The sequence below is a fragment of the Maribacter forsetii DSM 18668 genome, from assembly GCF_000744105.1.
In the GTDB taxonomy this organism is placed as follows: Bacteria; Bacteroidota; Bacteroidia; order Flavobacteriales; family Flavobacteriaceae; genus Maribacter; species Maribacter forsetii.
In genome coordinates, this window is record NZ_JQLH01000001.1 from 897,583 (window position 1) to 920,445 (window position 22,863).

14 protein-coding genes and 2 tRNA genes are annotated in these 22,863 nt (G+C 35.3%); 9 read left to right on the plus strand and 7 right to left on the minus strand.

The window, feature by feature from the left end; genetic code table 11:
• The first annotated feature begins 139 nt into the window (after nt 1–139).
• From P177_RS19320 to P177_RS03755, 3 genes are read left to right on the plus strand one after another with little or no spacing between them, the layout of a single operon-like run.
• On the plus strand, nt 140–4,480 hold the full coding sequence (locus tag P177_RS19320; RefSeq protein ID WP_051941703.1) for a Calx-beta domain-containing protein: 4,341 nt from the start codon (nt 140–142) through the stop codon (nt 4,478–4,480).
• An 8-nt stretch (nt 4,481–4,488) separates the two neighbouring features.
• A complete protein-coding gene (locus P177_RS03750; protein ID WP_036151973.1) occupies nt 4,489–5,469 on the plus strand; it encodes a PorP/SprF family type IX secretion system membrane protein in 981 nt (326 codons plus the stop codon).
• Between the two features lie 11 nt (nt 5,470–5,480).
• Nucleotides 5,481–7,391, plus strand: coding sequence for an OmpA family protein (locus tag P177_RS03755; RefSeq protein WP_036151975.1), 1,911 nt, complete (start codon nt 5,481–5,483; stop codon nt 7,389–7,391).
• 22 nt (nt 7,392–7,413) lie between these two features.
• Here the strand turns inward: P177_RS03755 and P177_RS03760 are convergent, their stop codons facing one another.
• From P177_RS03760 to mutS, 5 genes are all read right to left on the minus strand, one after another.
• Nucleotides 7,414–8,664, minus strand: a complete 1,251-nt coding sequence (locus tag P177_RS03760) for an NRAMP family divalent metal transporter (protein WP_036151977.1) — start codon at nt 8,662–8,664, stop codon at nt 7,414–7,416.
• Nucleotides 8,665–8,713: 49 nt separating this feature from the next.
• Entirely contained in the window at nt 8,714–9,349 is a 636-nt protein-coding gene (locus P177_RS03765) for a SanA/YdcF family protein (protein WP_036151979.1), read from the minus strand.
• Nucleotides 9,350–9,450: 101 nt separating this feature from the next.
• Nucleotides 9,451–9,537: transfer RNA gene (locus P177_RS03770), tRNA-Leu, on the minus strand.
• 42 nt (nt 9,538–9,579) lie between these two features.
• Nucleotides 9,580–9,651: transfer RNA gene (locus P177_RS03775), tRNA-Gly, on the minus strand.
• Nucleotides 9,652–9,748: 97 nt separating this feature from the next.
• On the minus strand, nt 9,749–12,331 hold the full coding sequence (gene mutS / locus P177_RS03780) for a DNA mismatch repair protein MutS (protein WP_036157750.1): 2,583 nt from the start codon (nt 12,329–12,331) through the stop codon (nt 9,749–9,751).
• Nucleotides 12,332–12,498: 167 nt separating this feature from the next.
• Between mutS and P177_RS03785 the strand changes: the two genes are divergently transcribed.
• Nucleotides 12,499–13,029, plus strand: coding sequence for an RNA methyltransferase (locus P177_RS03785; protein WP_036151981.1), 531 nt, complete (start codon nt 12,499–12,501; stop codon nt 13,027–13,029).
• Between the two features lie 118 nt (nt 13,030–13,147).
• Here the strand turns inward: P177_RS03785 and folK are convergent, their stop codons facing one another.
• The gene (folK, locus tag P177_RS03790; RefSeq protein WP_036151984.1) at nt 13,148–14,290 is read right to left on the minus strand and encodes a 2-amino-4-hydroxy-6-hydroxymethyldihydropteridine diphosphokinase; all 1,143 of its coding nucleotides are present in this window, start codon (nt 14,288–14,290) and stop codon (nt 13,148–13,150) included.
• 71 nt (nt 14,291–14,361) lie between these two features.
• On the opposite strand from folK, the gene sppA reads away from it, so the two are divergent.
• The 3 genes from sppA to P177_RS03805 are packed head-to-tail and all read left to right on the plus strand — an operon-like array spanning nt 14,362 to nt 19,616.
• Nucleotides 14,362–16,122: a signal peptide peptidase SppA gene (gene sppA / locus P177_RS03795; protein WP_036151985.1), complete on the plus strand. Its 1,761-nt coding sequence runs from the start codon at nt 14,362–14,364 to the stop codon at nt 16,120–16,122.
• Nucleotides 16,123–16,125: 3 nt separating this feature from the next.
• A complete protein-coding gene (locus P177_RS03800; RefSeq protein ID WP_036151987.1) occupies nt 16,126–16,836 on the plus strand; it encodes a queuosine precursor transporter in 711 nt (236 codons plus the stop codon).
• Nucleotides 16,837–16,874: 38 nt separating this feature from the next.
• A complete protein-coding gene (locus P177_RS03805) occupies nt 16,875–19,616 on the plus strand; it encodes an AsmA-like C-terminal region-containing protein (RefSeq protein WP_036151989.1) in 2,742 nt (913 codons plus the stop codon).
• On the opposite strand, the gene P177_RS03810 is transcribed toward P177_RS03805, so the two are convergent.
• Nucleotides 19,609–20,403: a DUF2797 domain-containing protein gene (locus P177_RS03810; protein ID WP_036151991.1), complete on the minus strand. Its 795-nt coding sequence runs from the start codon at nt 20,401–20,403 to the stop codon at nt 19,609–19,611. The genes P177_RS03805 and P177_RS03810 overlap by 8 nt on opposite strands.
• A gap of 79 nt (nt 20,404–20,482) precedes the next feature.
• Here P177_RS03810 and P177_RS03815 point away from each other — a divergent pair, with 79 nt between their 5' ends.
• Nucleotides 20,483–21,997, plus strand: a complete 1,515-nt coding sequence (locus P177_RS03815; RefSeq protein ID WP_036151993.1) for a GH3 auxin-responsive promoter family protein — start codon at nt 20,483–20,485, stop codon at nt 21,995–21,997.
• 255 nt (nt 21,998–22,252) lie between these two features.
• Nucleotides 22,253–22,810: a dienelactone hydrolase family protein gene (locus P177_RS03820; protein WP_036151994.1), complete on the plus strand. Its 558-nt coding sequence runs from the start codon at nt 22,253–22,255 to the stop codon at nt 22,808–22,810.
• The last annotated feature ends 53 nt before the right edge of the window (nt 22,811–22,863 follow it).

A 22,863-nucleotide genomic window follows, 5' to 3' on the forward strand; every position in this document is an offset into this window, starting at 1 on the left:
TGGATTTAGAACTTTCCCAATCACACTGTAGGGTATGATAAAGAATGCTATGAAAATTATAACAGTAATTGAATTGAGTTTGAAATGTATGTTCAGTAGATATAGTATGCTGATTTGTCTTTTCTTTTTTTCAACACTAATGTTTTCGCAAACAGCTACATTGTCTGTTTCTGATGCCGATGCTTCTGAAAGTGATGGAGTGCCGAATCCTGGTCAATTTCAAGTGAGACTTACTGGTGGATTATTTGGCGTTTCTAATATGGAACGTACAATCAATGTTATTGTTGAAACAGGAACAACTACAGCTTTAGCAAATCTAGATAGAGAACCGATTGCAAATACTTTGGTGATTCCTGAGGGTGAGACTGTTGGGTTTATAGATCTTAATATTATAGATGATTCCTTAGTTGAAGGGGATGAAATTCTATTTTTAACCATTGAGCCTGGAGATAACTATTCGTTAAGTCCATTTCTTGCAGGGAGAACACAATCAATTACTATTCTTGACGATGACTTTGCAACCTTAAGTATTAGTGATGCTATTGCCGATGAAGGTGAGGGCTTAGTTTTTACCATTACCTCAGATGAACCTGTTCAATATGACTATGAAGTAGAGGTCGAGTTTTCTGGAGGAGATGCAGAGGGTGGGGGCGCAGGTATAAATCATCCACAAGATTATAATAGTAATGCTCAACCTATTACTTTTCCAGCAGGTTCTACCTTGCAAACTTTTTCAGTACCAACCGGTAATGATAATGTTATAGAAGATGATGAGACGTTTGGAGCTGAAATATCAGGTGTTAATAATGAGAATGTTATTGTGGGAGCTGCGTCAAAAGGTACTATTGTTAATGATGATTTTCCAGGTGTAAGCGTAAGCGCAATTAGTGGTGATACAGGTGAGGATGGTACCCAAGCAACTTTTAGTATTACTTTGCAAACTGAGCCTACAGATGATGTTGAAATAAATTTATCAAGTGATAATACTAATGAAGGTATAGTGCCTTCCTCGGTTATAATACCTGCTGAAGACTGGAATACAGGAGTTTTGGTTACGGTTACAGGTGTAGATGATTCTGATGTAGATGGCGATGTTACATATACCATAATTACAGGAAACATAAGTTCTGATGATGATAATTATGATGACATAGATGATGATGATATAGATGATGTTACTGTGGTAAATATCGACAATGATATTATTTTTGAGGTTTCTGTTGTTTCAACTACTGCTACAGCAAATGAGAATCCGGTTTCTAATGGTGTTTTTACCGTCAGTTTAGATGAGACTAATACAACTGGCGCACCGGTAGTCGTAAATTATAATGTAACCGGTACTGCAACATCTGGTGTAGATTTCACGGCACTAAGTGGTTCAGTTTCAATTCCGATTAATGCAAATTCAGGTATTGTTAATGTGGTTCCAATAAATGATACTGCTATTGAAGATAATGAAACCGTAATTTTAACACTTACGGCAGGCACAGGCTATACTGTTGATTCGCTAAATAATGCAACAGTTTTCATTGCAAGTGATGATACTAATGTAGCTCAAATTATAGCTTCAGATGGTACTGCCGCCGAAAGTAATGGGGCTGTTTCTTCAGGGGAGTTCACTGTTAGTTTAAGTGCTCCTAATAATACCGGAAGTGCAATTATAGTGAATTATGATGTTAGCGGAACAGCTGTTAATGGTACAGATTATACCGCTATAAGTTCTAACGCTGTAAGTATACCTAATGGTCAACAAGAGGCTGAAATAGAAATTTTACCGATAAATGACGCCATTCAAGAAGGTGCTGAAGATGTAATTATTACATTAGCTACAGGAACTGGTTATGTGCTTGGTGCAGCAAATACACAATCTGCTACAGTTGAAATTAACGATAATGATCAGGCAATATTAACCATTACAGATAGATCGTTGAATGAAGATGACGCAGTTGGCGAAATGGTTTTTGATGTGGTTCTAGATTTGGAAGTTGTTGGCGGTACTACCGTATCCTATGCCACTTCTAACGATACTGCAACTGAAGGTGAAGATTATACTGAGAGTGATGGATCGCTTGTTTTTGATGGTGATGCTGGTGAAATTCAGCAGATTATCGTATCCATTACCAATGACGCTATTTTAGAAAATACCGAAACATTTATTTTGCAATTAGGTATACCCACTAATAACGTGCAGCGTGCAAGCGGTGGTACAGCTATTGGTACCATACAAGATGACGATAATTGTGTGGCGGCACCAACATTAGACACTTCGGTTTCTAATATTTATTGCGTAGAAGAGCCAGGAGATGATTTTTCTGCAAACTTATTCGATTTTACAGATAGTACAGCACCTGCGGGTACGGTTTTAACTTGGAGCAGGGTTTCCAATCCTTTAAACACGAATTCTCATTTAACAGTTGCAGAAGCTCAAGATGTAGATTTGCCAGCTTCTTATTATGGTTTTTTCTATGATGAAGCCAATGATTGTGCTAGTGGTACTATAGAAGTTCAAATAGTGCGTAATGTGCTACCTCAGTTAGTCGTTATTAATGATAACGAACGTTGTGGTCCCGGTACTTTATTATTAAGTGTTGAGCCAACTGATGGTGCTTCTGTAAATTGGTATGATTCCTTAGATGCGGTTACCCCAATTGCAATGGGTGAAACATTCACTACACCATCTTTGAATGCTACCGCTACGTATTATGTAGAGGCAACCGAAAATGAATGTACAACCGAAAGAGAACCGGTTGTAGCAAGAATAGGTTCTCAAGCTTCTACTGGAACGGCAACAAACGGTTCTATTTGTAATGTGGCTGCGAACGGTCTTACATCTATTGATTTGGATACAAGGCTTTCCGGTGCGGATCCAGGGGTATGGATTTTTGTATCAGGACCTGAAACTACCGCTGATATTAGTTCCACAAATGTCGTCGATTTTGAAGGAGCTGCCTCTGGAGATTATATATTTAGTTATACTACTACAAATTCAACCGCACCATGTGAAAATCTAACTGTAGAAGTAACTATAAATGTGAGTGATTGTGAAACTGATGATGATGATGATGGTTTATTAGGAGGAGAAGAGGTGACGTTGGGTACTGATGCTAATAACCCAGATACTGACGGGGATGGTATTGAAGATGGCGATGAAGTAGGTGATGATATCAATAACCCTTTAGATGAAGATGGTGACGGAATAATAGATGCGCTAGATTCGAATACTGCGGATGCTGATAATGACGGAGTAAATGATCAACAAGATCCTGCTAATAATAATCCATGTATTCCTAACCGTTTTAATGGGAATTGTGATACCGATGGGGATGGTATTTCAGATTTAGACGAACAAACAAATGGTTCTGACCCTGATGATCCTTGTGATCCAGTAGCTACGCCTAATTGCGATGATCCTATTGATTTAGAAGTCTTGAAATCTGTTGATAATATTGATGCTTTAATTGGTGATACCATTATTTTTAAAATTTTAATCACCAATTTATCTGACAGAACTGCAAGAGCTATTGTTGTTGGTGATCTTTTAGAATTAGGTTTTGATTTTGTTGCTGCAGATGCTCCTGAGGCTACTGATTATGATGAGGTATCCGGTAACTGGACTATTTCAGAACTTGCAGCAGGGATTTCTTTGGAACTATCTATTACCGTAGTGGTTGCAGAGCAAGGACCTTATACGAACACTGCCGTTCTGCTTGAATCTATTCCTTCAGATAATAACCCTGAGAATGATGAAGCTACAGTAGAATTGAGTACAGAGGCCCCAGAAGGCGTTGATCTAAGGATTGAGAAAGAAGCTCGCCCAGATAAAGCATTGGTAGGCGATGAGGTAGAATTCATTATTCGTGTTACCAATATTTCCGAGTCTGATGTGGTAACGGATATTATTGTAAATGATTTAATATCGATAGAGAACGGATTTGAATTTGTCTCTGCGGAGTCAGATTTTAATGGTATCTATGATGAAGCTACTGGTAATTGGAATATACCTACTTTAAACAGAGAAGAGACCGCTACGTTGGTAATTAGAGCTAGAGTTCCTGCAGTAGGTATGTATACCAATACAGCAAATATTGTAAGGTCAACACCAAGAGATGGTAATACTGAAAACAACGAAGCAACTGTAGAAGTTGAAGTGATTCAGAAAAGCCCAGCTGATCCAGGATTCCTTTTTAATCAATTCTCGCCAAACGGTAATAATCAGAATGAAGTTCTTCGTATTAATAGAACTATGACTGATCCAGAAACTGGTGCGCAGGTAGATGTTAATTTGCAGTACAAAATAAAAATTTACGACCGTTATGGGAACCTTGTTTTTGAAACTGAAAAAGTAAATGATGGTGATGTTTGGGACGGTACTTATGAAGGTAAAGAATCGCCAAAGGGAACTTATTTTTATATCATGAATTATAGTATTAATAATCAACCTGCAGTATTGGACAAGGGTTGGATACAGCTTATTAGATAAAATAAATTATGGATTATAACTTTAATAAATTGAGTTATACTATTGCGTTGGTACTATTTTCTCTGTTAAGCTTTAATGCATTTTCACAGAAAGAACCGCAGTACACGCAGTATATGTATAATATCGGTAGTTTTAACCCGGCTTATGTTGGTACGGTAGAGAACCCAGAGTTTTCTGGCTTGTATAGAGCCCAATGGATCGATATTCCCGGTGCCCCTAGAACTTTTCGTTTTGGTGCCAATCTGCCTTTTCAAAATGAAAAAGTGGGTTTGGGTATTAATATCGTAAATGATGAACTAGGGCCTGCTACACAGACTTATGCAGATGTTTCTTATTCTTACCAAATAATGGTTTCAGATGAGACTAAGTTATCATTTGGTATTGATGCCGGTGGTTCTTTTTTAAATGTTGATTTTTCTAAAGGTACGTTTGAGAATCCTGGTGAAAACCTTAGTGATGAAATGCTTACTAAATTTTACCCAACGGTAGGTGCAGGTGCATTCTTATATTCAGAAGATTGGTATTTAGGTGCTTCGGTTCCTAATTTTTTGACCGAGGGTATATATAATGACGAGATAGCATCTGTCGTAGAAGATAAGATTCAATTTAACTTTATTGGTGGTTACGTTTTTGAACTTTCAGATAATCTGAAGTTTAAACCTGCATTTTTAGTGAATACTATTTCTGGCTCACCGGTAAATGTAAACTTGTCAAGTAATTTCTTGATTTCTGAGGTAGTGACCGCAGGTGTATCATATCGTATTGATAATGCCTTTAGTGGTTTAGCAGGTTTTCAAATATCCAATACCTTGTTTGCGGGGTATTCATATGACTATAATACAAACTTACTTGGAGAATTCAATAACGGGTCTCATGAGATTATTCTTAAATTCTATCTTGGTAGAAAAGGACCTTCGAGAACTAAAGGTAGTAGTGATAAGAATGCAAAAGGTAAACCTAAACAAATAGATTCGCCTCGATTCTTTTAAAGTGAACGAAAATGAGATTTAAATTAATCATAGTATTACTGGTTTTTGTGCCATTTTTAGTTACGGCTCAAGACAAGAAGTCTAAAGCTGATAACCTTTTTTATGGTTATCAATATGAAAAAGCAATTGCAGCGTACAAAAGTGAAATGCTTAAAGATTCTTTGACCAATCATCAGTTGCTGAACCTTGCGGATTCATATTTTAGTACAGGCAGTTATGATAGTGCATCTGAGCTTTATTTAAAGGTCAATAAGAATGATACCATTATGTCTGTCAATAGGTTTAATAAAATGTTGCAGAGCCTTTCTAAAAACTCTGAGAGGGATAGGGTAAAAATGTTCTTAAAGTCAAAAGCCGACAAATTATCTCCTGAACTTTTGGAGAATGCGGAATTTAATTACAGTTTGTTAGAAATTCCGTCAAATACAGATAACAGCGTAATACGTGATTTAGGTGTCAATAGCGCTCAGGGAGATTTTTCACCTGCGTTTTATAAGAACGGAATATTGTTTAGTAGTAGTAGAGGACGAAATAGTAAAAATGTATACGAGCCTACAGGTGAATCTTATTTAGATATCTATTTTGCAAGACTAAGTTCAAATAACAACTTGGTAGATGTGGAAACTTTTAAGGAGATTCCTGCGACGGACTTTCATAAATCTACACCATATTATTCTGAAAAACTTGAAACGTTTTTTTACATCCTTTCCAATGAAGAAGATGGTGAGCTTAGATATGATGAAAATGGTAAAAATGCATTGGCAATAGGGACACTTACAAAAAATAACAGGTTTAGATTTATATTAAAAGATTTAAGCACATCATTTTACTATCCTTTCTTTGATGATGCTACGGAGCGTTTATATTTCGCTGCAAATTTTGATGATAGTTACGGTGGTACGGATTTATATTATGTATACACTAATAACGGACAGATAATGTCTGCGCCTATTAATTTAGGACCTAGAATAAACTCACCAGGAAACGAGATTGCTCCATACGTTTTTGACGGAAGTCTGTACTTTTCTTCGGATATTTTCTATGGTCTTGGAGGAATGGATATTTATAAATCTAATATGTTACCAAATGATGCTTACACTATACCGGTAAACCTTGGTGAGGGAATTAATTCAAAAGCAGATGATTTCGGATTCATAATTAGGAATGTTGAGAACAAAGGGTTGTCAGGTTTTTTTGCATCAAATAGAACCGGAGGCAAAGGCGGAGACGACCTTTATGGTTTTCAGCTAAAAAATGCACCAGGATTAAAAACATTTGCTTTAGGTGGAAAAGTGGTTAACCTTAGAAATAAGGTTGGTTTAAAAGGAGCTCAGGTGAGATTGTTAAATCAACAGGGAGATGTTTTGAAAGAAGTTATTGCTGGTAATGACGGTAGCTTTAGAGTAGAAGTTCCATGGATGTCTCAAGTGACTATACAAGCGATGAGTGATGGGTATTCTATTTTCTCAACTACATACTCTGAAGAAGGGATGGAGGAAATTCAAAACACGTCCTATAACATGGGGCTTGCAAGAATGGAAGACTTGGTTACTCAAAGAGAGGATAAAACGGTAATAAAACTTAATAAGTTCTATTTCGATAAAGGCAAATCGATTATAAACGCTCAGGTTGAAACTGAATTGAATAAAGTGGTAGATGCTGTTGTGCGTTTTCCACAGATGAGGTTGAGAATACAGTCCTATACAGATACAAGAGGTAGTACGTCGTCTAACAAAAGGTTATCACAGGCAAGAGCTGACGTAATTAAGAATTATCTTTTAAGTAATGGATTAAATTCAAATAACATTATTGAGGCAACTGGTTATGGTGAAAAAAACATTGTAAATAATTGTGTTAATGGTGCTTACTGTTTAGATTTTCTTCATAAACAAAATGAACGTACCTTGTTCGTTGTTGAATAAACAGAGTTTTGTTTCTATGCTATTAGATAATAATGATATAGAAATAGTACAGCGCAAAACATGACAAGAATAAAATTCCAGCATAGGTAAGGATTCTCAATTTCTTACCTGGTTGAAATCTAGGTTCTAATTCGGTACTGGTCACATTTTTTAAATTCATGTATCCGATAACAGGTGCAACAACAAAAGAAACAAATGTTGCTAGAGCTACCAAATTACCCATATTGGCACTAAATGCTGCTATCACAACAAAATTGATTAGGGTCAAAATCAATACCCCAACTGCGAAAGCTGCTTTGGTAGTGTACCATTTGTTTTTTGGTTTCAATAAAGAAATTATATCTAAACTTACTCTAGCTAAAGCATCATGTGCCGTCATACAAGTACTGAACATAGTGGCGAATGCAGAAATGGCAATAAATAGATATGCCCATGACCCTATGTGTTGGGTAAACAAGCGTACTACTTGATCGGCAAAACTCACGGCATTATTGCTAAGCTGTATGTTGGTGCCGTATAAGGTGTACCATCCTATAATCATAAAGAAGATAGCTAGTACAGCAGTAATGGTATATCCGATATTAAATTCTTGTAACGATTCTTTTAGGCTAGGCTTGTCTTGAGTTTTCCATTTTTCAATACTCCATAAACTGATCCAACTAGAAGCTTCTACACTAGTAGGCATCCATCCTATTAATCCTATTAAAAACAATATTCCTACTTCGTTGAAAATGGGTAATGGTTTAAAGTCTGGAACATGGCTTACAGGTCCTTTTGCTACAACTAAAATGGTTGTAACCAGTAAAGCAACAAATAGTACACTAACAACGAATTTTAAGCTAATTTCCAAAAGCTTGTATTTTCCAAAAATCAGTAGTGCGCTTATAATTAAAAATAGACTTAATGCGACCATTGCTATAGAGCTATGACCAATATCGAACAAATTAATAAAGAGACCTGCCGTAACCGTATACAAAGCTGCTAAGATGGTGAAAGTGGTTATAAAGGTAATTATGGCATAAAACCAGAGATAGCCTTTACCACGGTTTAAATAGCCTTCTATTAAGGTTTTGTTCGTAACGTTCGTATAGCGAACTCCAAATTCAAAAAAAGGGTATTTTAAAACGTTTGCTAAAATGATAGGAATGACTATTAGCCAACCATATTGTGCTCCTGCTTTAGTAGATAGTACAAGATGAGATGTACCTATCGCCATGCTAGCGAACAAAAGTCCGGGTCCTAAATTTTTTAGAATTGTTTTAAAATGGAGCATTATAATCCGGTTTGGTTGGTCCTGTTAAATGTAATCTATTTAATGCTACTTATTTTATCTCAATTGTGGTACCGTAAAATTTAGGCTGTGTATTAAGAATCATGTCTATAAATACTTTTACACGGGCAAGGTATTCTCTTATTTGAACTTTTAGACCTTGGCTTGTAGAAACGTCTTTTGCATTAAACCCTATAGCATTTAATCCTTTTTGTTTGGCAATATATATAGCTCTTTCATTATGGAACTTTTGCGAGATTACGGTAACATTGTCTAAGCCGAATATAAACTTTGCCCTAAACATGGAATCTAGGGTTCTGAAACCTGCATAGTCCAAGAATATAACTTTTTCAGGTATACCCGCTTTTATCAAATCCTTTTTAAAGGTATCTGGTTCGTTATAATAGATGCTTCCATTGTCCCCGCTAACCAATATAAATTTAATCTTACCGGCATTGTAAAGTGCTTTGGTTGCATTTATACGGTATGTGTAATATGGGTTGGGAGAACCGTCTGTTAATCTGTTGGAGGTCCCTAATACAAGACCGACACGATTACTTGGAATTGAGGATATATTGGAATAAGTTTTTTCTTCTGCAGTGCTAGAAATAATACTATTGCAGACAAATATCATTAGAATTAATGCTAATAGTAATAAGCCAGATATTTTTAATATTTTTTTCAGCATGCACTTATAATGAAAACTAAAGTTAATGAATAACTGAAGATTTCGATTTGAAATGTATATAAAATAAAAAACCCCTGAAATCAATTGATTTCAGGGGTTTGTGGTACTCGAGGCGGGACTTGAACCCGCACGCCCCAAAGAGCACAGGATTTTAAGTCCGGCGTGTCTACCAATTCCACCACTCGAGCATACTTGGCATTTAAAAAAATGTTGACCGGCAACATTTTCTGAGCGAAAAACGGGATTCGAACCCGCGACCTCCACCTTGGCAAGGTGATGCTCTACCCCTGAGCTACTTTCGCAAATTTTAAAGAACGTGCATCTCTTAAAAGATGCGGGTGCAAATTTAATACAATTCTGTAAAAACCAAAGTAAAAATGCGCAAAAGAATTAAAAAATTTACGAAGTCGCTTTTTTGTCCTTGGTTAACAGCCTTTTAATCTCATTTAATTTCATCAAAGCTTCTACCGGAGTTAGCGTATCTATGTCTAAATGTGTGATTTCTTCCTTAATTTCTTCCAATAAAGGGTCGTCTAGGTTAAAAAAGCTGAGTTGCATTTCGTCAGAATCACTTTTAAGTTTATCACCTACATCTTCACTAACGTGTTTATTTTCCAACTTTTTCAAAATCTTGTTTGCCTTTTGAATTACTTGTTGGGGCATACCCGCCATTTTAGCCACATGTATACCAAAACTGTGTTCACTACCACCAGGAACTAATTTTCTTAGGAACAAAACGGTATCTTTTAATTCTTTAATAGCTACATTATAGTTTTTGATGCGATTAAAGGTGTTGGTCATTTCATTGAGCTCATGATAATGTGTGGCAAACATGGTCTTTGCTCTTGCAGGGTGTTCGTGAAGGTATTCTGAAATTGCCCATGCAATGGAAATGCCATCATAGGTACTTGTACCTCTACCGATTTCATCTAAGAGCACCAGACTGCGTTCAGATAGGTTATTTAGAATAGATGCTGTTTCATTCATTTCTACCATAAAAGTAGATTCTCCCATTGAAATATTATCACTGGCGCCTACACGTGTAAATATTTTATCTACAACACCAATTTTAGCCGTTTCAGCGGGTACAAAACTACCCATTTGCGCAAGTAAAACTATTAATGCCGTTTGTCTTAATAAGGCAGATTTACCACTCATATTAGGGCCGGTAATCATTATAAATTGTTGATTGGAACGGTCTAATTGTAAGTCGTTTGCAATATATTGCTCACCTAACGGTAATTGCTTTTCTATAACGGGGTGTCTTCCATCTGTTATTTCTAAATCTGTGGAATCGTTTAAAGACGGACAATTGTATGCGTTTTCTTTTGCCAATTGAGCAAAACCGCAAAGGCAATCTAGCTGAGCTATTAAGTATGCGTTATTTTGAACCGGGGCAATGTATTCTTGCATCCATACCACCAGTTGTGAAAATAGTTGTTGCTCCAAGGTTGAGATACGGTCCTCCGCACCTAGAATTTTTGCTTCATATTCTTTAAGCTCATCGGTAATGTAACGCTCGGCATTGACCAAGGTTTGTTTACGGGTCCAGGTTTCTGGAACTTTGTCTTTATGGGTGTTTCTAACTTCTATATAATAGCCAAATACATTATTAGATGCTATTTTTAGGGAGGTAATACCTGTTGCGGCAGTTTCCCTTTCTAACATATTGTTCAGGTAATTTTTACCCGATGTCGCCAAGCCTCTTAATTCGTCTAGCTCTTCTGAAAAACCTTCGGCAATAGTGTTACCTTTTAAAATGTTAACGGGTGCCTCTTCACTAAGCATCTCTTTTATTTTGGCTCGTAATAAATCGCACGATTGTATTTGGTCTCCCGTTAAGGCCAACGATTCGTTTTTAGAAGAGGTGGCTAATTGCTTAATAGGAATTAAAGCTTCTAAAGAATTTTTTAATTGAACTACTTCTTTCGGGTTGACTTTGCCTGTAGCGACTTTAGAAATCAATCGTTCTAAATCGCCCATTTGTTTAATATGATGTTGAAATTTTTCTAGTATAACTTCTTCATCATATAGAAAGGAAACAATCTGTTGCCTCCTTTTAATTTTTTCTAAATTTTTAAGGGGTAAGGCAAGCCATCTTTTGATCATACGCCCACCCATGGGAGAGATGGTTTTGTCAATAACATCTAAAAGTGTTACTGCATTGACATTGGTGGAATGGTAAAGTTCCAAGTTTTTAATGGTGAATCTATCCATCCATATATAATCATCTTCCGCAATACGTTGCAGTTTAGATATATGCTGCAATTGGCGATGTTGGGTTTCACCTAAGTAATGTAAAACTACCCCGGATGCTATGATGCCACAGGTTAAATGGTCAACACCAAAACCTTTCAGGGTATTGGTGTTAAAATGTGATGTAAGATTTTCTAAAGCATAATCTTCTTGAAAGACCCAATCTTCTAGATAAAATAGATGATGATTTTTACCGAAGACCTCTAAGAATTCTTTTTTATGCGCTTTGGATATTAATACTTCGTTAGGTGAGAAATTCTGAAGTAATTTATCAATCTGTTCTTCACTACCTTCTGAGGTTAAAAACTCACCTGTAGAAATATCTACGAACGAAATTCCTATTTTCTTTCTTCCAAAGTGAACGGCACAAAGAAAATTATTTGTTTTAGAGTTTAAGATGTCATCGTTCATTGCCACTCCTGGGGTAACCAATTCGGTAACACCTCTTTTGACAATGGTTTTGGTCTGCTTAGGGTCCTCTAACTGATCACAAATAGCAACTCGCTGACCTGCTTTTACCAATTTTGGTAAATAGGTATTTAAAGAATGATGCGGAAAACCAGCTAACTCGGTTCTTTCGCCACCATTATTTCTGTTGGTTAAAATAATACCTAATATGCGTGAAGCCTTTACTGCATCTTCACCAAAAGTTTCATAGAAATCACCTACTCGAAACAGTAATAATGCATCAGGATACTTGGTCTTGATGGTGTTATATTGCTTCATTAAAGGAGTTACCTTTTTTGTCTTGCTTTTATCCGCCACTTTATCTTTATCTCATTAATTTTGCTCCTTCACGAAAGTATAATTTAATCTCTGGAAATTAAATCATTGTTGATATTTCAGGATAAGTTTATAACCTTTTCAAACTAATGAAAATTGAATTGTAAAGTATGAGAAAATTAAGAAATGAGGAGTTGGATAGAATTGATGTGGAAGGGTATAAGCTTGCAGGAAAATCTCCTATAATAATTGTTCTTGATAATATAAGGAGTTTAAATAATATTGGTTCTGTTTTTAGAACCGCCGACGCTTTTTTGGTCGAAAAAATATACTTGTGCGGAATTACCGCTACGCCACCTCATAAAGATATTCATAAAACCGCTTTAGGAGCAACGGATAGTGTTGACTGTGAACATGTGGCAGATACTGTTGAATTGGTAACTAGGCTTAAAGAAGATGGATGTCATATTATTTCTGTTGAACAGGCAGAAAATGCAACGCAGCTAAATGACTATGCACCAGCAAAAGATAAAAAGCAAGTGCTTATTTTTGGAAATGAGGTTAAGGGTGTAGCTCAGAACGTAGTTTCTGCTAGTGATGAGGTTTTGGAAATTCCGCAATTCGGCACCAAACATTCTTTGAATATATCAGTGAGTGTTGGCGTTGTAGTTTGGGATTGTTGGAGTAAGTTAAACGCATAAAAAAACCTGATCGTAGACCAGGTTTTTTAGTATAGTTTGAGTTAGTTAGTTGCACGTATGCCTTCACAAGAAAAGATTTTCTTTTCATTTACGCAAGAAATAATCTAATTTATAATTGTTATAAGTTGGCTAAGGCAAAGTTTTCTATCTTGGTTAAAATGGCTTCATAATCTTTTGAGTGTCTTACGAAATCTAGCTCGCTAACATCTATAATCAATTGATTTTCTTTAGGGTATGTCTTTAGGAAGTCGAAATAACCCCGGTTAATTTTTTCTAGATAGGTAAGCTCTATATTTTGCTCGTAATCTCTGCCACGTTGCCTTATTTGTTGTAGTAATCTTTCTGTGGTTTGGTACAGATAAACGTAGACTTTTGGCTTTTTAACCTCCTTGTACATGAAATTGAATACCTTTCTGTATAAATCAAATTCGTTTTGTTGTAGTGTCACCTTGGCAAAAATCAGCGATTTAAAAATATCATAATCGCTTACCATAAAACTTTTAAATAAATCTAATTGATTGGTGTCTTCTGTAAATTGTTGATATCGATCTGCTAAAAACGACATTTCTAACGGAAAGGCATACCTGGCCTGGTCTTCATAAAAATTAGGTAAAAACGGATTTTCGGCAAATCGTTCTAAAATCAATTTTGCATTGAAATCTTCTGAAATCTTAGTGGCCAATGTTGTTTTACCTGCACCAATATTACCTTCTATAGCAACATATTGTAGGCTAGCAAAAAATGTATGTCTACTTTTAAAAAGTCTTTTTATTTGTTTGGTTATAGTGCTCTTGTCTTTACATTCTTGCAGTAAATTTCTAGTGTCTTTGTTGAATATGGGGTGATAGAATTGCGGAGTAATATCTGCAAGAGGTTTTAGAATAAACTTTCTATCTTGCATTTTAGGGTGTGGAACCGTTAAGTTCTCTGTCTTGATAATATCTTTTTCATAATAGATAATATCAATGTCTAAAGTTCTACTTTGGTAATTGTCACTTTCGTTTCTTTCTCTTCCAAAATGAGTCTCTATGGCTAATAGCTTTTCCAATAAATCTTCTGGAGCAAGTAATGTTTGCAATTCTAAACAGGCATTCAAGAAATCTTCCCCTTCAAAACCCCATGACGGAGTTTCATAGACAGCGGAAACTTGCCTGATTTCACCGGCTATTTTTCCGATTTCGAAAATGGCTTTTTGTAATAACAATTGACGATTGCCTAAATTACTGCCTATAGATAAGAATGCTGTTTTGTATACTCCCATAATATTAGGGCAAAATAACTAAAACATATCCACATTAGTTATCTTTGTTTACTATTATAATAAAGATTTAAATGAATTTTTTAAGAAATTTTCTTGCTTCCATTTTAGGTTCCTTGTTTGCATTTGGGATCATGTTTGTCATGTTTTTAATTTTTGTAAGCCTTGTCAGTAGTGGTGAAGACACTGTTGCTGTTGAGGATAACTCTGTACTGGAATTACAATTGCAAAGACAGATTTCAGATTATACGGGTAGTAATGAGTTGGATCCATTTGCAGGTATTTTTGAGGAGTCGCAAGGGTTAGATGAAATAATACAGGCTATTGAAGTAGCAAAAAATGATGATCGTATTAAAGGTATCAGTATCAATAATAATTTCATTATTGCTGGTTTAGCTCAAACTCAAGCTATTAGAAAATCATTGGAGGATTTTAAGGCTGAGGGAAAATTCATATACGCGTATGCAGACTTTTTTATGCAGCGCGATTATTATTTGGCCAGTGTTGCCGATTCTATTTTTATTAATCCAGTAGGGGTTTTAGATTTTAAAGGTTTGTCAACAGAGGTGCTTTATTACAAAGAGCTTCAAGAGAAATCTGGAATTAAGATGGAGGTTATACGTCATGGTAAGTATAAAAGTGCTGTTGAACCATATCTTGAGAATAACATGAGTGAAGCCAACAGAAGCCAATTGACTTCATTGCTTCAATCTCTTTGGAATTCTATGATTGTAGATATTTCAAAAACACGTTCTATTTCTGAGTCTGATTTAAATATCATAGCGGATACCTTAGGCGGCAGAAATCCGGAATATGCCAAGCGTTCAGGTTTAATTGATGATGTGGTTTTTTATGATGAGTATGAGGGTAAAATTGCAAGTGCGCTTAAGATCAAGAAAGATGAAGACATCAATTATACCAAGTTAGATGACTATGTAAAGTATTCGAATAAAAAGAAATTGAAATCTGGTGATGATAAAATCGCAATTGTATTTGCACAAGGTGAAATTTTATATGGTGAAGGTGGTCCTAATATAATAGGTCAAGGGATTATAAATGAAGCATTGATTAAAGCTCGTGAAGACGAAGATGTAAAGGCAATTGTATTGCGGGTAAACTCTCCAGGTGGTAGTGCTTTAACTTCAGATATTATTTGGAGAGAGGTTGCGCTTGCCAGGAAAGTGAAACCTGTAATTGTATCTATGGGTAACGTTGCCGCATCTGGTGGTTATTATATTGCTGCCGGTGCAGACAAGATTTTTGCAGAGCCAACGACAATAACGGGATCAATAGGTGTATTTGGTACAGTGCCTAATATGACCGAGTTGGCAGATAATGTTGGTATTAATGCTGAACAGGTAGGTACCAATAAAAATGCTGTAGATTATTCGCTTTTTGAGCCAATGCAAGAAAGCTTTAAAAATCAAATTCAAGAAAGTATAGAGGAAACTTACCAAACATTTCTAGGAAGAGTGTCAGAAGGTAGAAATATGACAATTGCACAAGTGGATAGTGTTGCCCAAGGTAGGGTTTGGAGTGGTACTGAAGCTTTAGAGGTTGGTCTGGTTGATGAACTAGGTAATTTAGATGATGCAATCAATGCTGCCGCAGAGATGGCTGAACTGAGTGCTTACGGTATTAAGAAATTCCCTAAGTACAAAAGCGGATTTGAACGCTTTATGGAAGATTTAGAAGGAGCTAGTCTACAAATAAAAGAGAACGTGTTAAAAGATGAAATAGGTGATGAGGCATATAAAGTGTTGAAAGAGCTGCAGTCTTTTAAAGAGCAAAAAGGGATACAGGCTAGAATGCCGTTTGCATTAGATATTAAATAATATATGACCTTAAAGGATAGAAAATTAGCACAGCGTATTTATCTGTATTTAGGGGCTTTGTTTATCACTTCTCTAGTGGTTTCAAACCTTATATTTCAAAAGTTTTTTTATTGGAATCCCTTCGGGGATTTCACTGTTTATGGGGTTTCTCTTTTTGAGGTTTCCGTGGGTATTTTACCTTATCCCATAACCTTTTTAATTACAGATCTAATATCAGAGATATATGGAAGAAAAATGGCTAACCAGATTGTCACCGCTGGTATATTCGCTTCCTTCTTTTCTATGGGTATTATTTTATTGGCAGAAGTAGCACCTGCAATTCCTTCTTCACCCATAAATGATGAAACTTTTACTCAAGTTTTTGCGCTTTCGCCTATTGCGGTCTTGGCTTCAATGATAGCTTATTTATTAGCGCAATACGTTGATGTGGCTATATATCATTTCTGGAAAAGATTGACCAAAGGGAAATATTTATGGATTCGTAACAATTTTTCAACATTCCTCTCACAATTTCTTGATACGTTTACCGTTGTGGGGTTGTTATGTGTCTTCAGAGTACTGCCGTGGGATCTTTTTTTCGGTCTTGTAGTAAGCGGGTTTATTTTTAAGATTTTTATAGCATTTCTAGACACCCCTTTTCTCTATTTCTTCGTATATATTATGAGAAAGCGTTTTAATCTAGAGCCAAATGAAGAATTGGATTTAGATATTTAGAATAAGAACATCAAAGAAAAACAGTATAACAGTATACTATGAGTAAGAAAATTTTAAAAATTGTTGGAGTATTATTAGTGTTGATTATTGCAGTGTTAATTGCAGCACCCTTCTTCTTAGAAGCTAAAATAGGAGAAATCATAAAAAACAATGTTAATCAGAATGTAAATGCCACATTAGATTTTTCTGAAGCAAATTTAAGTTTGGTCAGTAGTTTTCCTAATGCGGAAGTAGATTTTAAAAATGTTGTATTATTAAATAAAGCTCCTTTTGAAGGTGATACATTGTTTAAGGCTGAAAATTTGGACTTAACCATGGGTATCATGCAATTGTTTAAAAGCGAGGGAGACGCCATAGCAATAAATAATATCAATTTAGACGGTGCATTCATTAATGTAGTCGTAGATAAAGAGGAGAACGCTAACTATGACATAGCTTTGCCGTCTGATGCTTCTGCTACGGTAGAAGAGGAGGCTGGTACTACAGATGGTTTTAATCTAGATTTACAGTCGTATGAAATTACGAATACACGAATATATTATACTGATAATTCAACGGGTATTGCTTTTAAATTAGATGATTTTCAACATACAGGAACTGGCGATTTGTCTTTAGCTACTTCTGAGTTAGATACACATACCGATGCTTTTATTTCATTGGAAATGGATAGTGTGAACTATTTAAACAAGAATAAAATTAAGTTAGATGCCCTTATTGGTATTGATTTAAATGAGAATAAATATTCCTTTTTAAAAAACGAGGCATTACTAAATCAGTTGCCTTTGGTTTTTGATGGTTTTATTAAATTAAATGAAACCAATCAAGAAGTAGATCTAACCTTTAAAACGCCTTCTTCAGATTTCAAAAACTTCTTAGGCGTTATTCCAGAAGTTTATTCTAAGAATATAGAGGATGTTATTACTACTGGTAATTTTGCCGTTAATGGTAATTTTAAAGGTGTTGTAGATGAAACACATATCCCAACTTTTCATATAGCGTTAAAATCTGATAATGCATCGTTTAAGTATCCAGATTTACCAAAAGCGGTAAGTAATGTATTTTTTGATATTCAATTAGATAATAAAACCGGTATTGCGGAAGATACTTATGTGAACATCAATAAGGCTTCATTTAAGATAGATGAAGATAAGTTCAATCTTACTTCCAATATTACGGAGTTAATGGGTAATACTAAGGTTAATGCACATATGGACGGTGATATGAACTTAGCAAATATCTCTAAAGCTTATCCGGTACCAGAAGAATACAATTTAAAAGGGATGTTGAAAGCGGATATTACTACTGCTTTTGATATGCAATCCGTAGAAAATGAGCAGTATGAAAAAACAAATACTACTGGAGATCTAAGTTTATCTGATTTTGAATATAACTCAGAAGAGCTTGCCAATCCTGTTAAGTTTAAAGCGGCGAGTTTAACTTTTAATCCTAAAACAGTTACTTTGAATAATCTGAACGGTACCACGGGTACTACAGATTTTGATGCTACTGGGACAATCAACAACCTGTTAGGATTTATGTTTAACGATGAAAAGGTGGAGGGTAACTTCAATTTAAAATCAAACTCTTTTGCTTTAAGTGATTTTATGGTTGCCGATACTGAGACTACATCAACTACTGGTGAGGCTAGTACATCAGAAGTAGGAACCGTTCAAGAAGAGAAGATAAAGATACCTTCTTTCTTAGATGCCACTATAAATGCAGATGCCAAGAAGGTAATTTACGATGATATTGTTTTAAGTGATGTTAAAGGGGTTTTAAAGATTAAGGATGAAACTGCTACCCTTAGTAATATGACGGCAGGTATGTTTGGTGGTAAAATTGCTTTTAATGGTGATGTGTCCACAAAAAATGAAACTCCGACTTTTAACATGAAGTTAGATTTAAATCAGTTGGGTATTCAAGAAACTTTTGCTTCGGTGGATTTGTTTCAAACAATTGCACCTATCGCTAAAATGTTGAATGGAAAATTAACCTCGGATATTTCTCTGTCAGGTAATTTAACAGATGATTTAATGCCTAATTTATTATCATTAAGCGGAAATTTATTTGCTGACTTAATGACCGAGGATATAAATACGGAAGAAGCACCAGTGTTAAATTCATTAGTTTCTAATTTGAATTTTATCGATTTGCAACAGCTCAACTTAAAAGATTTAAAAACATCGTTAACTTTTAATGACGGTATTGTTGTTGTAAAACCCTTCACATTAAATTATAAGGATATTGCCATTAATGTTGACGGTAGCCACTCATTTGATCAAAAACTGGATTATAAAGCCACGTTACAAGTGCCTGCAAAGTATTTAGGGTCTGATATTACTAATTTAATTGCAAAAATTGACGATCCTTCTTTAGCTGATTTGACCATACCTGTAGTTGCTAATATTGGCGGACTTTATAATAGCCCAAAGGTGACTACTGATATGACCACTGGCGTTAAGCAATTAACCACTAAGTTGATAGAAGTGGAAAAGCAAAAACTAATAACTAAGGGTACAGATAAGGCTAAAGATTTGATAGGTGGTTTAATTAGTGGAAATAAAACAACGACAGATTCTACCAGTCAAAAATCGACGGACACTAAGACAGCTGCTAAAGATATTTTAGGGGGTATCTTATCTACCAAAAAAGATACTGCCGCTACCACATCTGTTAAGAAAGATTCTACTCCTGTTAAAACAGAAGAAGCTGTAAAAGAGAAGGCAAAAGATATTTTAGGTGGCTTATTCGGTAAAAAGAAAAAAGATAGTACTAACTAATAGTTAAGCCTACGTAATAACCTTCGCTACCTCTTACATTGAAAACGGTGTTGTCTTCAAAGATGAGGTATTGACCTTTAATACCTTTTAATTTACCTTCAAAAGTTGGTGTTTTAGTAAGGTTTAGGCTTTTAACTTTAGTTGGGTATTGTAGTACCGGAAATTCTAATTCAGTTTCTGCATTAGCATCTAAAAAATAGGGTAGTGCCTCTTCTGGTATATATTGCTTTAGTTTATCTCGCCATTCTTGAAGATTTTCATCGACAACGGTATTCGTAAGCATAGTACGCCAGTTGGTTTTATCACCAACATGATCTTTTAGGGCAACTTCGGTAACGCCGGCTAAATATCTGTTCGGCACCTCTACAATTTCTATAGCTTCATGAGCTCCTTGGTCAATCCAACGGGTTGGTATTTGCCCTTTTCTGGTAACTCCCACTTTTACATTACTGGAATTGGCCAGGTAAACAATGTGAGGTTGTAGTTGCACTTTCTTTTCATAAGCCAAATCTCTGTCTTCTTGATCTAAATGTGCTTTACTTAGCTCGGGTCTCATAATCCAATCTCCCGCAGATGGTATTTCAAAAAAACATGTTCGGCAAAATCCTTGTCTGTAAATAGGTCGGTCATTACCGCAATTTAAACATTGATGCTTAATGAATTCTATTTTCAAAGTTTTGTCCAGAACTTGATTTACATTTAGAAAATCAGATTCAAATAACATATAATATTGAATAGGACTTCCTATTTCTGTTTGCATTTTTCTAAGTACTCCCTCGTATTGCATTTAAATTTGGCTTATTGAATTATCAATTTGAAAATGATAGTGAGATACGCTATTTTTAACAATACAAAGATACCTATAAATGCCAATTACCCTATTTAATTCAATCGCCTCTTGGTTACTTAAAAAACGATATCACCAGATAGAACTTTTTTTAAAGTATCCTGATGAGGTCCAAGAAGAGGTTTTATTGCAATTGCTTGAATTTGCAGAGGATACAGAGGTTGGTAGAACTTATGATTTTGAGTCTATTGAGTCTTATAAAGTGTTTAAGGAGAGATTACCTATAGTATCTTATGAAGAAGTTCAGCCTATTATTGAACGCACCAGAAGAGGGGAGCAGAATCTATTCTGGCCTACCAAAGTAAAGTTGTTTGCTAAAAGTAGCGGAACTACAGATGCCAAGAGTAAATTTATACCTGTTAGTGGAGAGGCATTGGAAGATTGTCATTATAAATCAAGTAAAGATTTGTTATGTCTTTATTTGAACAATAATGAAAATTCTCAACTCTTTACGGGTAAGAGTTTACGCCTGGGTGGTAGTAAAGAGCTTTATGAGGATAATGGGTCCTTGTTTGGCGACCTATCGGCTATTTTGATAGATAATATGCCATTATGGGCAGAGTACAGTAGCACGCCCAGTAATAAGGTTTCTCTAATGAGTGAGTGGGAGAGTAAGCTTATGGCCATTATTCATGAAAGTGTGCAAGAGAATGTAACCAGTTTGGCAGGTGTGCCTTCTTGGATGCTGGTTTTAATGAACAAGGTACTTGAAGAAACCGGTAAAGAAAATCTTTTTCAAGTTTGGGAAAATCTTGAAGTCTACTTTCATGGTGGTGTAAACTTTAACCCTTATAAAGAGCAGTATAAAAAAATATTACCGAAGAGTGATTTTAGATACTATGAAATCTATAATGCTTCTGAAGGGTTTTTTGCTATTCAAGATAGAAATGGTGCCGATGATCTGTTGTTGATGTTAGACTATGGAATTTTCTATGAGTTTATTCCAATGGATGTTTATGGCTCTTTTGAGGAAGAAGCAATACCCTTGTGGGAAACTGAATTGAACAAGAACTACGCTATAGTAATTACTACCAATTCAGGATTATGGCGATATAAAATAGGGGATACCGTACGTTTTACTTCTAAAAGCCCATATAGAATTAAAGTTACTGGTCGTACTAAACACCATATTAATGTTTTTGGTGAAGAGTTAATAATAGAGAATGCAGAGGAGGCATTGAAAATCGCTAGCGCAAAAACTGAGGCTGAAATAATGGACTACACGGCCGGACCTGTTTTTATGGTTGGCAAGGAAAAAGGAGCACACGAGTGGATTATGGAATTTAGAACTTTGCCAAAAGATTTTGATGCTTTTGTAGAGATATTCGACAATGCCCTGAAATCTCTTAATTCTGATTACGAAGCAAAAAGGCTTAATAATATTACCTTGAATATGCCAATAGTACATAGCGCACGTAAAAACCTATTCTATGATTGGTTAAAGAAAAATGACAAGCTTGGTGGTCAACATAAAATTCCAAGACTTTCTAACAAAAGGGATTATATAGAAGAACTTTTACTAATGAATAAGTAATGTGCTCCATACACACTAGATTTTAACCTAATCACAACAATCTTTTATATTTTTTCAATGCTTGCCATACATTTGTTTTCATAAAGGTAGCTTTTGTATTACATGTTTATTCTAGTCGATTTACTTTGAAGTAATGTCCGATAAAATGGACTACATCGATAATTTTAAACGCGTAAACAATTAAATAGGTGTAAGTGGAGTTATTATTCCAACTTGCTAGAGTAAAACTTAACCAATACTATAAATACTATTATTATGGCAGAGAAATTAGTAATTGTTTCCGATATGTGGGGCGCTAAGAAAGGATTATGGATTACTTCATACTTAGGGTATCTTCAACAATATTTTGATATTACTTTTTATGATAGTCAACAACTTGCCAATCTAGATATTCTAATACAAACTGAAGAAAATGTACATAATGCCTTTTTAGAAGGTGGTATAGACACTGCAGTATCTCATATAATAAAAAAAGAAACTGAGCCTTGTTATTATCTTGCGTTTAGTACAGGTGCCTCAATTATTTGGGAAGCTGCTAAAAAAGGTTTGCCTGTAAAATCATTATATGGTGTTTCTCCTACGAGAATTCGTAAAAAGAACGATAGACCCAATGTTCCATTTCAATTAGTTTACGGAGCTAACGATGAGTTTAGACCAAGTGAGGAGTGGGCAGATAAATTAGGTGTAGAAATGGAAGTTTTACCTAACTATGGCCATACATTATATACAGATGAGAAAATTATTCAAAAAGTATGTATGGACTTATTGCAAGAAGTTACACAAATTACACCACAGGTAAAGAAAGTGGTTTGAAAATAAGATAATAGTAAAGCATAAAAAAAGCGAAGATTTAAATCTTCGCTTTT